Origin of the sequence: Nonomuraea phyllanthi (assembly GCF_006334985.2) — a bacterium.
Lineage (GTDB): Bacteria > Actinomycetota > Actinomycetes > Streptosporangiales > Streptosporangiaceae > Nonomuraea > Nonomuraea phyllanthi.
The window spans coordinates 217,398-229,255 of the sequence record NZ_VDLX02000016.1 but is presented as its reverse complement, the minus strand read 5'-3'; the positions used below and the strand labels follow the sequence as shown (position 1 = coordinate 229,255).

The window sequence follows — 11,858 nt, the reverse complement described above, 5'->3', positions numbered from 1 at the left end:
GGCTCCGGCACGCTCGAAGCATGACCGCGATCCGCGCAACGAACCTGAGCAAACGCTACGGGGGCACCCTCGCCGTGGCGGACCTGTCCTTCGAGGTCGAGCCCGGCCAGGTGACCGGCTTCCTCGGCCCGAACGGCGCGGGCAAGTCGACCACCATGCGCATGATCCTCGGGCTCGACCGGCCGTCCAGTGGCTCCGTGCTCGTGGACGGGCGGCCGTACGAGGAGCTGCGCCACCCCCTGCGCAAGGTCGGCGCGCTGCTGGACGCCAAGGCCGTGCACGGCGGGCGCAGCGCGTACAACCATCTGCTCGCCATCGCCCAGAGCAACGGCCTGCCGGCGGCCCGCGTGGACGAGGTGCTGGAGACCGTGGGCCTGCGCGAGGTGCGCAGGCGGCGGGTCGGCGGCTTCTCCCTGGGCATGTCGCAGCGGCTGGGCATCGCCGCCGCGCTGCTCGGCGACCCCGAGATCCTGATCTTCGACGAGCCGGTCAACGGGCTCGACCCCGACGGCATCCTGTGGATCCGCACCCTCATGCGGGACCTGGCCGCGCAGGGCAGGACGGTGTTCGTCTCCAGCCACCTGATGAGCGAGATGGCGCAGACCGCCGACCACCTGATCGTGATCGGCAAGGGACGGCTCATCGCCGACACGAGCGTGCGCGAGTTCATCGGGCGCAGCTCGCAGGGGTACGTACGGGTCCGCTCGCCCCGGCTGGCCGAGGTGGCCGAGCTGGTCAAGGTGGGCGACCTGCATCCCGACCACCTGCGCGTGACCGCGATGAGCACGCTCGAGATCGGCACGCTCACCGCGCGGGCGGGAATCCCGCTGGAGGAGCTGACGTACGTGCAGCCCTCGCTCGAAGCGGCCTACATGGAGCTGACCAAGGACAGCCTGGAGTTCACGTCATGATCGACATCCTCAGGTCCGAATGGACCAAGATCCGCTCGGTGCGCTCGACGGTGTGGACCCTGGCCGTCACCGCTCTGCTCATGCTGGGCATCGCCGCCCTCATCGGCGCCGCCGCCAAGGGCTCCGCCGACGGGCCCGTCCCCGGAGAGCAGGCGGTCATGCTGGGACTGACCGGCACCATGTTCGCCTCGCTGTCCATGGCCACGCTGGGCGTCCTGGTGATCTCCAGCGAGTACCGCACGGGCGGGATCCGCACGTCGCTGATGGCCGTGCCCAAGCGGCTGCGCCTGCTGACCGGCAAGATCGTGGTGTTCACGGCGGTGGCCCTGGTGGTCTGCACGGTCGCGTCGGCGGCCTCTCTCGCCGTGGCCCTGGCGATCACGCAGCCGCCGTCGCTCGACATGGGCGCGGTCGTGAAGGCGGCCGTGGGGGGCGGCCTCTACCTCACCGCGTGCGGCCTGTTCGGGCTGGGGCTCGGCACGCTCGTCCGCCACACGCCCGGGGCGATCGTCACGGCCATCGCTCTCATGCTGGTGCTCCCGCAGCTGACCAGCGCGCTGCCCGGCCAGTGGGGCGACACCGTGTCCGACTACTTCACCACGAACGCCGGCCAGCAGATCGTGCTGCCCCGGGCCGACAACCCGCTCGGGCCGTGGAGCGGCCTCGGCGTCTACCTCGCCTGGGTCGCGGCCGCCATGATCTCGGGCGCCGTACTGCTGCGCAGGCGCGACGCCTGAGCGCCCCGCGAGGCGCCGGGATCCGCGGGCCGCCGGGCTCGCGGATGACCGGGCTTCACAGTCCGGGCCAGGCACGTGGGCCTTCCGACCTCGCGGACTCGCAGGCCGGCGGGGCTCGCCGACGGGTGCCGCTCACAGGCCCCGCACGGCCTGCGGTCCGGTCGTCGCAGGCGAGGCCGGTCGTCGCAGGCGAGGCCGGTCGTCGCAGGCGAGGCCGGCCGCAAGGGAGGCGGGTCGTCGCGGGCGGGGCGGTGGTCAGCCGGAGGCGAGCTCCCGGCCCCGATCGCGGGCGGCCTCGATGGCGGCCAGGAACGCGGCCCGCACGCTGTGCCGCTCCAGCTCCGCGATGGCGGCGATCGTCGTGCCGCCCGGCGAGGTGACGGCCTCGCGCAGGATCACCGGGTGCTCGCCGGAGTCGCGCAGCATCACGGCGGCCCCCACGATCGACTGGGTGACCATGTCAAGAGCCGCGGCCCGCGGCATGCCGAGCAGGATGCCGGCGTCGACCATGGCCTCGACCAGGTAGAAGAAGTAGGCGGGGCCGCTGCCGGAGAGCGCGGTGGCGGCGTCCTGCTGCGACTCCGGGATGCGCAGCACCTTGCCGACCGGGCTGAGCAGGCCCTCGGCAAGCTTGAGGTGGTGCTCCTCCGCGTGCGCGCCCGCCGAGATGACGCTCATCGCCTCGTCGAACCTGATCGGCGTGTTGGACATCACCCGCACCACGGGCACGTCGACCCCGAGCCGCTGCTCCACGAACGACGTCGTGATGCCGGCCGCCGCGGTGATCACCAGGCGGTCGGCGGGCACGTAGGGGGCGATCTCGGCCAGCAGCGTGGCCATGTCCTGCGGTTTGACGGCCAGGATGAGCGTGTCGGCGGCCTTGGCGGCCTCGGAGTTGGAGACCGTGCGCACGCCGTACGTCTCGCGCAGCGCCTTCGCCCGCTCGGCCCTCCGGGTCGTCGCCATGATGTCGCCCGGCTTGAACCCGGCGCGCAGCAGCCCCGACAGCAGGGCCTCGCCCATCTTTCCCGCGCCCAGAATCGCAATCACGCTGGCAGCCTACTCACTTCGCGCGACGGGCCGGAGCGGGCGGCGGATCAGCGGCGCGAGAGCAGCGACCTGAGGAAGAAGGCCAGGTTGCGGGGGCGCTCGGCGAGGCGGCGCATGAGGTAGGCGTACCAGTCGGCGCCGTAGGGGACGTAGACCCGCATCCGCGCGCCCTGCCCGGCCAGGCGCAACTGCTCGTCGGGGCGCACGCCGTACAGCATCTGGTGCTCGTAGCCGGTCTGGTCGCGCCCGGCGAGCACGGCGAGCGTGGCGGCGACGCGCACCAGCCTGGGGTCGTGGGTGGCGACCATGGGGTAGCCGGTGCCGGCCATGAGGATCTTCAGGCACCGTACGAACGAGCGGTCGATGTCGGCGGGCCTGGTGTAGGCGCCGGGAGCGGTGTAGGCGCCCTTGCACAGGCGCACCCTGGCCCCGGCCAGCCCGTCACAGCGCTCGAGCGAGTCCGGGAGGTACGCCTGCACCACCACCCCCACCTCGGGGTGGTCCTCCCGCAGGGCGGCGTGCACGGAGTGCAGCCAGGGGATCGTGTCGTGCTCCTCGGCGTCGAGCGTCACCGTGACGTCCCTGGCCGCGGCCTCCCGGCAGATCGTGGCGGCGTGGCCGAGCGCGAGCTCCCGCGACAGCCGCAGGCCGAGCGCCGTGAGCTTGACCGACACGTCCGCCCCGGCGGGCAGCAGCCCGAGCAGCCGTACGTATTCGGCGACCGCCGCCTCGGCCTGGGACTCGTCCGTCACCTCCTCTCCGAGGTGGTCGACGGTGACGAGCAACCCCTTGCGGGTCAGCTCGCCGATCACGGCGCCCACGTCGCTCGCGACGTAGCGCGCGACCACGTCGGAGGTCAGGCGGGAGGAGGAGATGACGCGCTCGGCGCGTTCGCTCTTGGCGATCGCGAGCAGGGCCTGACGCAGCACGCGAACCACACTAACTTCCGGGTGCTGAACCAGCGACAGGGCATATCCGTCGAATGAGTATGCGTGGAATGACTGCGACTGTTCTGGCCGGATGTCTCGTGCTCGCGGCGGGCTGCGGCGCGGCGACGAGCGCCTCCCCCGCCGCCCCCACGACCCCCGACAAGCCGCCCGCCGTGACCGATCCGGTCACCACGACCCCGTCCACCGGCCCCGCCAAGAGCCCGAAGCCGGTCAAGCCGACCGGCGACGCCGTCAACGTGCGCAAGGTCCGCTGGACCAAGGCCAAGCCGGTGTCCAAGGGCAGGAAGGTGCAGCTCACCTGGTGGTCGGGCGTCGCCCCCTGCACGGTCCTCGACCGGGTCAAGGTCGTGGAGACGGCCAAGAAGGTCACGATCACCCTGTACGAGGGTGCCTCGCCGAAGGCCAAGGACATGGCCTGCATCATGATCGCGATCGAGAAGACCACGACGGTCACGCTCAAGAAGCCGCTCGGCAAGCGCAAGATCGTGGACGGCGCCAAGTAGCCCCCCGCAGGTACCCGGGAACCTACCGCCCTTTCGTCCCCGTTAGAGGGAATGCTTTCGCGCTCACGAGGGTTGAGTCGGGTAGGCTCAAGTCGTTTGACAAAGTCGACTGGCATTCGTAGCTTGAGTCCACAAGACTCAACTTTGACTACAAGGACGTACTCATGGCACGTGCGGTAGGTATCGACCTTGGGACGACCAACTCCGTCGTCTCGATCCTCGAGGGCGGTGAGCCCACCGTCATCGCCAACGCGCAGGGCTCGCGGACCACGCCGTCCGTGGTCGCCTTCGCGAAGAATGGCGAGGTCCTCGTCGGTGAGGTCGCCAAGCGGCAGGCCGTCACCAATGTGGACCGGACGATCCGATCGGTCAAGCGGGAGATGGGCACCAACTGGTCCCAGGAGATCGACGGCAAGAAGTTCTCGCCCCAGCAGATCAGCGCCTTCGTCCTGCAGAAGCTGAAGCAGGACGCGGAGGCCTACCTCGGCGAGAAGATCACCGACGCGGTGGTCACCGTCCCCGCCTACTTCAACGACGCCCAGCGCCAGGCCACCAAGGAGGCCGGCACGGTGGCGGGGCTCAACGTGCTCCGCATCATCAACGAGCCGACCGCGGCGGCCCTCGCCTACGGGCTCGACAAGGAGCAGGACCAGACCATCCTGGTCTTCGACCTCGGTGGCGGCACCTTCGACGTGTCGCTGCTCGACGTCGGCCAGGAGGACGGCCACGGCTTCGTGGAGGTCAAGGCCACCTCGGGCGACAACCACCTCGGTGGTGACGACTGGGACCAGCGCATCGTCGACGAGCTTGTCAAGCGCTTCCAGAACGCCCACGGCGTCGACCTGGCCAAGGACAAGATGGCGCTCCAGCGCCTGCGCGAGGCGGCCGAGAAGGCCAAGATCGAGCTGTCCAGCCAGTCCGAGACCAACGTCAACCTGCCCTACATCACGGCCTCGTCCGAGGGCCCGCTGCACCTCGACGAGAAGCTGACCCGCTCCGAGTTCCAGCGGCTGACGGCCGACCTGCTCGAGCGGACCAAGGGCCCGTTCCACCAGGTCATCAAGGACGCCGGCATCAAGGTCTCCGACATCGCCCACGTGGTGCTCGTCGGCGGCTCGACCCGCATGCCCGCCGTCTCCGAGCTGGTCAAGGAGCTGACCGGCGGCAAGGAGCCCAACAAGGGCGTCAACCCCGACGAGGTCGTCGCCATCGGCGCCGCCCTGCAGGCGGGTGTGCTCAAGGGTGAGGTCAAGGACGTCCTGCTGCTCGACGTGACCCCGCTGTCGCTGGGCATCGAGACCAAGGGCGGCATCTTCACCAAGATCATCGAGCGCAACACGACGATCCCGACCAAGCGCTCCGAGGTCTTCACCACGGCCGAGGACAACCAGCCGTCGGTGCAGATCCAGGTCTTCCAGGGTGAGCGCGAGATCGCCTCGTACAACAAGAAGCTGGCGACCTTCGAGCTGACCGGCATCGCGCCGGCGCCGCGCGGCATCCCGCAGATCGAGGTCACCTTCGACATCGACGCCAACGGCATCGTCAACGTCTCCGCCAAGGACCTGGGCACGGGCAAGGAGCAGACGATGACGATCACCGGCGGCTCGGCGCTGCCGAAGGACGACATCGAGCGCATGATGCGCGAGGCCGAGTCGTACGCCGAGGAGGACAAGAAGCGCCGCGAGGAGGCCGAGGTCCGCAACAACGCCGACGGGCTCGCCTACCAGACGGAGAAGTTCCTCCGCGAGAACGACGACAAGGTCCCCGGCGACATCAAGACCGAGGTCAACGACGCCCTGGCGGAGCTGAAGAAGGCTCTGGAGGGCACCGACACCGACACGATCCGCACCTCGGCGGAGAAGCTCGCCACCGTCAGCCAGAAGATGGGCTCGGCGATCTACGCCGCGAGCCAGGGCCAGCAGGCCGGCGAGGGCGCCCCGCAGGACGCCACGGCCGGTCAGGGCCAGAAGGCCGATGACGACGTGGTCGAGGCCGAGATCGTCGACGAAGACCAGCCGAAGAAGGACCAGTGATGCCGCCGCGTGAAAACGGGCAGGACCAGCCGGTGATCCGCGACAACCGCAAGATCGACCCGGAGACGGGGCAGGTCAGGGAGGCCACCGCCGCCGAGCAGGAGGCCGAGCAGGCGCCTGCCGCGGCGGAGGCCCCCGGCGCCCACGGCGAGCTGGCCGCCCAGCTCGCCGAGCGGACCGCCGACCTGCAACGGCTGCAGGCCGAATACGTGAACTACCGCAAGCGCGTCGAGCGCGACCGGGCCGTGGTTCGCGAGCAGGCCGTCGCCGGGGCGCTGACGGAGCTGCTGCCCGTGCTCGACGACATCGGCAGGGCACGCGACCACGGAGAGCTGACCGGTGGCTTCGCGAAGGTGGCGGAGTCGCTGGAGTCGGTCCTGACCAAGCTCGGCCTCAGCGCCTTCGGCCAGAAGGGCGACCCGTTCGACCCGACCGTCCACGAGGCGCTCATGCACAGCTACTCGGAGGACGTCACCGAGCCGACCGCCATCGAGGTGCTGCAGCCCGGATACCGCCTGGGCGACCGGGTGTTGCGCCCGGCGCGGGTGGCCGTCGCCGAGCCAGGGGACGCCACTCCCGCGTCCAATGACGACGAAAACTGACACCAGGACGAAGGGCCATAGATGAGCACCAAGGACTACTTGGAGAAGGACTACTACGCCGTCCTTGGTGTGCCCAAGACCGCCACCGCCGAAGAGATCAAGAAGGCTTATCGGAAGCTGGCCAGGCAGTACCACCCCGACAGCAACCAGGGCGACGCGACCAAAGAGGCCAAGTTCAAAGAGGTCTCCGAGGCTTACGACGTCCTGTCCGACGGCAAGCGCCGCAAGGAGTACGACGAGGCGCGCACGCTGTTCGGCTCCGGGGTGGGCGGCCAGCGGCCCGGAGGCGGCGGCGGTTTCTCGTTCGACTTCGGCGACCTGTTCGGCGGCACCGGACAGAGCACGGGGGGCGGCGCGGGCGAGCGGCTCGGCGACCTGTTCGGCGGGCTGTTCAACCGGGGCGGGGGCTCCACCCGCACCACCACGACCAGGCCGAGGCGTGGCCAGGACATCGAGTCCGAGGTCACGCTGACCTTCACCGAAGCGGCCGAGGGCACCACGGTGTCACTCAGGCTGACCAGCTCGGCCGCCTGCGCCGCGTGCACCGGCACCGGCGCCAGGGCGGGCACGACCCCCAGGGTCTGCCCCACCTGCGAGGGCACCGGCGCGGCCAGCCGCAACCTGGGCAACTTCGCCTTCTCCGAGCCCTGCCGCGACTGCAAGGGCCGCGGGCTGATCGTGGACGACCCCTGCCCCGTGTGCGAGGGCAGCGGCCGGGCCAAGAGCACCCGCACCATCCAGGCCCGCATCCCCGCCGGCGTGGCCGACGGGCAGCGGGTCAAGCTCAAGGCCAAGGGGGCGCCGGGCGAGAACGGCGGCCCCGCGGGCGACCTCTACATCCAGACGCACGTCAAGCCGCACGCCGTCTTCGGCAGGTCGGGCGACAACCTCACGGTCACCGTCCCGGTGACGTTCACGGAGGCCGCGCTCGGCGCGGAGATCAAGGTGCCGATCCTCAAGGGCATGCCGGTCACGCTGCGCATCCCCGCGGGCACGCCCAACGGGCGCACGTTCCGCGTGCGCGGCAGGGGCGTCACGCGCAAGGACGGCACCAAGGGTGACCTGCTCGCCACCGTCGAGGTCCTGGTGCCGAAGACGCTCGACGACAAGTCACGCGAGCTCCTCAGCGAGTTCAACACCGCTACAGCGGGTGATGACCCGCGAGCCGAGCTCATTCAGCGAGCCAGAAGCGAGTAGCCGATGGACGCCAACTATTTCGACCTGTCAGACGACACGCCGGTCTATGTGATCTCGGTGGCCGCGCAGCTGTCGGGCCTGCACCCGCAGACGCTGCGCCAGTACGACCGCCTCGGCCTGGTCAGCCCGGGCCGCACGGCGGGGCGTGGTCGCCTCTACTCCACGAGAGACATCATCCAGCTCCGCGAGGTCCAGCGCCTCTCCCAGGAGGAGGGCATCAACCTCGCGGGCATCAAGCGGATCCTCGAGCTCGAGAACGAAGCTCTGCGGCTGCGTGAGGAGGTTCACCGCCTGCGCGCCGAGATGCGCATGGTCAGAGCGTTGATCCGCTACGAGCTGCCACCGGGGGCTTAGAAAGAATGGACTACAAGCTCACCCAGAAGAGCCAGGAAGCTCTCTCGGGGGCCATGCGGCGTGCCGCCGCGGAGGGCAACCCGGAGATCGCGCCGGCTCACCTGCTGACCACGCTGCTCTCCCAGACGGGCGGCACCGCCGTCCCGCTGCTCGACGCCGTCGGCGCCGACTGGCGCACGCTGCGGGCGCGGGCGGAGGAGCTGCTCGCGGCGCTGCCCAAGGCCCAGGGGGCCACGGTGGGCGCGCCGTCCAGCTCCCGCCAGCTGCTCACGGTGCTCAACACCGCCGCCCAGCACGCCAACCGCCTGGAAGACCTCTACGTCTCGACCGAACACCTGCTGGTCGGCCTGGCCGCCGACGGGGGGCAGGTGGCCGAGCTGCTCAAGTCGCAGGGCGCCTCTCCGCAGGCCCTGCTCGACGCCTTCGAGAAGGTACGCGGCCACGCCCGCGTCACCAGCGAGACCCCGGAGGACACCTACCAGGCGCTGGAGAAGTACGGTGTCGACCTGACCGAGCACGCCCGCGGCGGCAGGCTCGACCCGGTCATCGGCCGCGACGCCGAGATCCGCCGTGTCGTCCAGGTGCTCAGCCGGCGCACCAAGAACAACCCGGTGCTCATCGGCGAGCCGGGCGTCGGCAAGACCGCGGTGGTCGAGGGCCTGGCCCAGCGCATCGTGGCCGGCGACGTGCCCGAGTCGCTGCGCAACAAGCGGCTGATCTCGCTCGACCTCGGCGCGATGGTCGCCGGCGCGAAATACCGCGGCGAGTTCGAGGAGCGGCTCAAGGCCGTGCTCTCCGAGATCAAGGAGAGCGACGGGCAGATCGTGACGTTCATCGACGAGCTGCACACCGTCGTCGGCGCGGGCGCCGCCGAGGGCGCGATGGACGCGGGCAACATGCTCAAGCCGATGCTGGCCCGCGGCGAGCTGCGCATGATCGGCGCGACCACGCTCGACGAATACCGCGAGCGCATCGAGAAGGACCCGGCGCTGGAGCGGCGCTTCCAGCAGGTCTACGTGGGCGAGCCCACGGTCGAGGACACCATCGCGATCCTGCGCGGGCTGAAGAGCCGCTACGAGGCGCACCACCAGGTGCAGATCGCCGACAGCGCGCTCGTGGCCTCCGCCGCGCTCTCCGACCGCTACATCACCAACCGCTTCCTCCCCGACAAGGCCATCGACCTCGTCGACGAGGCCGCCTCGCGGCTGCGCATGGAGATCGACTCCCGTCCCGTGGAGATCGACCAGCTCCAGCGCAGCGTCGACCGGCTGAAGATGGAGGAGCTGGCCCTGTCCAAGGAGACCGACGAGGCCTCCGTCCAGCGGCTCGAACGCCTGCGCCAGGAGCTGGCCGACCGCCAGGAGGAGCTCAACGCCCTGGTCGGCCGCTGGGAGCACGAGAAGGCCGGCCTCAACAAGGTCGGCGAGCTGAAGAAGCAGCTCGACGAGGCGCGCAGCTCCGCCGAGCGGGCGCAGCGCGACGGCGACTTCGAGTCCGCCTCCAAGCTCATGTACGCCGAGGTGCCCAGGCTGGAGCAGGCCCTGAAGGCCGCCTCCGACGCCGCGCCGCCGGAGAACGCCATGGTCAAGGAGGAGGTCGGCGCCGACGACATCGCCGAGGTGATCTCGTCATGGACCGGCATCCCCGCAGGGCGGCTCCTGGAGGCCGAGACGGCCAAGCTGCTGCGGATGGAGTCGGAGCTGGGCAAGCGGCTCATCGGGCAGCGGCCCGCCGTACAGGCCGTTTCCGACGCCGTACGCCGGAGCCGGGCGGGCATCGCCGACGTCGACCGGCCGACGGGCTCGTTCCTCTTCCTCGGCCCCACGGGTGTCGGCAAGACGGAGCTGGCCAAGGCGCTGGCGGAGTTCCTGTTCGACGACGAGCGGGCGATGACCCGGATCGACATGAGCGAATACTCCGAGAAGCACAGCGTGGCCAGGCTCGTCGGCGCGCCTCCCGGCTACGTCGGCTACGAGGAGGGCGGCCAGCTCACCGAGGCCGTGCGGCGGCGCCCGTACACCGTCGTGCTGCTCGACGAGGTGGAGAAGGCCCACCCCGAGGTCTTCGACATCCTGCTCCAGGTGCTCGACGACGGGCGGCTGACCGACGGCCAGGGCCGCACGGTCGACTTCCGCAACACGATCCTGATCCTCACCTCCAACATCGGCTCGCAGTACCTGGTCGATCCCAAGCTGGAGAACGGCGCCAAGCGGGAGGCCGTCATGGGGGCGGTGCGCAGCTCGTTCAAGCCGGAGTTCCTCAACCGGCTCGATGACGTGATCCTCTTCGACGCGCTCGGCACGGAGGAGCTGGCGCAGATCGTCGACCTGCAGGTCGAGCGCCTGGCACGGCGCCTGGCCGACCGCCGGCTGACGCTGGACGTCACGCCCGCGGCCCGCGAGTGGCTGGCGCTGACGGGCTACGACCCGATGTACGGCGCCCGCCCGCTGCGGCGGCTCGTCCAGTCGGCCATCGGCGACAAGCTCGCCAAGGCGGTGCTGTCGGGCGAGGTCATGGACGGCGACAACGTCAAGGTGGAGCTCGGCGACGACGAGCTGCTCATCCAGCGCGCCTGACCGCGCCGCGGGAAGCCCGGGGATCCACGCGATCTCCGGGCTTCCGGCGTGCCAGGCCGGTTGATCGGGATCTCGGAGCTTCCGGCGTGTCATGGAGCGGTCATCACCGCTGGTCCTTGGTAAGGTTCGGCCCACTCTTCGGACAAGCCGCACTCGCGCCGCCTGATGGCTGACTACCTTCAGCGTTCGTCAGATCACCGAACTCGATCAGGGGACGTGAAGTGTCATCTCAGAAGATCCGGAGCATCATCGCGGTGGCCACGCTGACCGCCGGCGTCACCTGGCTGGCCGCGGCCCCCTCGACGGCGGACTCCTGTATCGGCACCGAGCCTGCCTTGCTGTCGCCCAAGTCGCTCCTCACCTACTGTGACCAGACCACCAGGGTGCGCGTGAACGACGGTGGGACCGGCGGCAGCCGGATGGTCACCGACGAGACCACCAAGCTCGCCATGGCGGCCAACGCGATGGCCAGGCAGGCCGGCCTGACCGGGCTGGCCGCCGCACGCGAGGTGCTGGGCGTGGCCGACCTGGGCGGGATGGCGGCCACCTGGGGCATGCCCTCGCTGACCACGGTCTCCCCGGCCCTGTTCCCCGCGGCGCCCGGGCCGGCGGGGATGCAGGATCTGTCGACCGTCGCGGAAGTGCCCGTGCTGCCCGCCCTCCCGCAGGTGCCGACCATCCCGCTGCAGGCCAAGTCGCCGGCCGAGATGTCACTCGGGCGGCCTCCTGCCCACAACCGCATCGCGGGCTCCGAGATCGAGTCGCCGGCGGACCTGGAGAAGCCGGTCAAGCAGGTCGGGGCCGAGGTGGTCGACGTCCTGCTGCCGAAGGCCGTGGAGAGCATCGAGGGCACCTCGATGCTGCCCGGCGGCCAGAGCGCCGTGGCCGGCTTCTCCGGGCTGGTGCAGGAGCTGGGGCTGCGCTGAGCCACCGGTCCGGGCGCGG

General features: G+C 70.5%; 10 protein-coding genes and 1 pseudogene. 9 read left to right on the top strand and 2 right to left on the bottom strand.

Annotated elements, in window-relative coordinates:
- Positions 1 to 20: 20 nt before the first annotated feature.
- A complete protein-coding gene (locus FH608_RS36215) occupies positions 21 to 911 on the top strand; it encodes an ATP-binding cassette domain-containing protein (RefSeq protein WP_139634874.1) in 891 nt (296 codons plus the stop codon).
- On the top strand, positions 908 to 1,648 hold the full coding sequence (locus tag FH608_RS36210; protein ID WP_139634873.1) for an ABC transporter permease: 741 nt from the start codon (positions 908 to 910) through the stop codon (positions 1,646 to 1,648). The genes FH608_RS36215 and FH608_RS36210 overlap by 4 nt, the downstream gene beginning before the upstream one ends.
- Positions 1,649 to 1,903: 255 nt before the next feature.
- Here FH608_RS36210 and proC read toward each other — a convergent pair whose 3' ends face one another.
- Both proC and FH608_RS36200 read right to left on the bottom strand, forming a co-directional pair.
- Positions 1,904 to 2,698 (bottom strand): pyrroline-5-carboxylate reductase, encoded by a 795-nt coding sequence (gene proC, locus FH608_RS36205; RefSeq protein WP_139634872.1) that lies wholly within the window; start codon positions 2,696 to 2,698, stop codon positions 1,904 to 1,906.
- 47 nt (positions 2,699 to 2,745) lie between these two features.
- Entirely contained in the window at positions 2,746 to 3,627 is an 882-nt protein-coding gene (locus tag FH608_RS36200) for a proline dehydrogenase family protein (protein ID WP_139634871.1), read from the bottom strand.
- Positions 3,628 to 3,695: 68 nt separating this feature from the next.
- Here FH608_RS36200 and FH608_RS51870 point away from each other — a divergent pair, with 68 nt between their 5' ends.
- The 7 genes and pseudogenes from FH608_RS51870 to FH608_RS36165 all read left to right on the top strand — a co-directional run bounded on the left by FH608_RS51870 (position 3,696) and on the right by FH608_RS36165 (position 11,839).
- Complete coding sequence (locus FH608_RS51870) at positions 3,696 to 4,151, top strand: hypothetical protein (protein ID WP_226900210.1); 456 nt, start codon at positions 3,696 to 3,698, stop codon at positions 4,149 to 4,151.
- Positions 4,152 to 4,315: 164 nt separating this feature from the next.
- Positions 4,316 to 6,184: a molecular chaperone DnaK gene (gene dnaK / locus FH608_RS36190; protein ID WP_139634870.1), complete on the top strand. Its 1,869-nt coding sequence runs from the start codon at positions 4,316 to 4,318 to the stop codon at positions 6,182 to 6,184.
- Entirely contained in the window at positions 6,184 to 6,786 is a 603-nt protein-coding gene (gene grpE, locus FH608_RS36185; protein WP_139634869.1) for a nucleotide exchange factor GrpE, read from the top strand. The genes dnaK and grpE overlap by 1 nt, the downstream gene beginning before the upstream one ends.
- Before the next feature lie 21 nt (positions 6,787 to 6,807).
- The gene (dnaJ, locus tag FH608_RS36180; RefSeq protein ID WP_139634868.1) at positions 6,808 to 7,983 is read left to right on the top strand and encodes a molecular chaperone DnaJ; all 1,176 of its coding nucleotides are present in this window, start codon (positions 6,808 to 6,810) and stop codon (positions 7,981 to 7,983) included.
- 3 nt (positions 7,984 to 7,986) lie between these two features.
- Positions 7,987 to 8,310, top strand: a pseudogene (locus tag FH608_RS36175) (heat shock protein transcriptional repressor HspR); the annotation flags it as partial.
- A gap of 32 nt (positions 8,311 to 8,342) precedes the next feature.
- Positions 8,343 to 10,913, top strand: coding sequence for an ATP-dependent chaperone ClpB (gene clpB / locus FH608_RS36170; RefSeq protein WP_139634867.1), 2,571 nt, complete (start codon positions 8,343 to 8,345; stop codon positions 10,911 to 10,913).
- Positions 10,914 to 11,134: 221 nt separating this feature from the next.
- Positions 11,135 to 11,839: a hypothetical protein gene (locus FH608_RS36165; protein ID WP_139634866.1), complete on the top strand. Its 705-nt coding sequence runs from the start codon at positions 11,135 to 11,137 to the stop codon at positions 11,837 to 11,839.
- The last annotated feature ends 19 nt before the right edge of the window (positions 11,840 to 11,858 follow it).

What these genes read in the sequence shown, in the direction of transcription:
- FH608_RS36215 (WP_139634874.1), top strand. Translation starts at nt 21, where the DNA reads ATGACCGCGATCCGCGCAACGAACCTGAGCAAACGCTACGGGGGCACC.
- FH608_RS51870 (WP_226900210.1), top strand. Translation starts at nt 3,696, where the DNA reads ATGACTGCGACTGTTCTGGCCGGATGTCTCGTGCTCGCGGCGGGCTGC.
- dnaK (WP_139634870.1), top strand. Translation starts at nt 4,316, where the DNA reads ATGGCACGTGCGGTAGGTATCGACCTTGGGACGACCAACTCCGTCGTC.
- dnaJ (WP_139634868.1), top strand. Translation starts at nt 6,808, where the DNA reads ATGAGCACCAAGGACTACTTGGAGAAGGACTACTACGCCGTCCTTGGT.
- clpB (WP_139634867.1), top strand. Translation starts at nt 8,343, where the DNA reads ATGGACTACAAGCTCACCCAGAAGAGCCAGGAAGCTCTCTCGGGGGCC.
- FH608_RS36210 (WP_139634873.1), top strand. Translation starts at nt 908, where the DNA reads ATGATCGACATCCTCAGGTCCGAATGGACCAAGATCCGCTCGGTGCGC.
- grpE (WP_139634869.1), top strand. Translation starts at nt 6,184, where the DNA reads ATGCCGCCGCGTGAAAACGGGCAGGACCAGCCGGTGATCCGCGACAAC.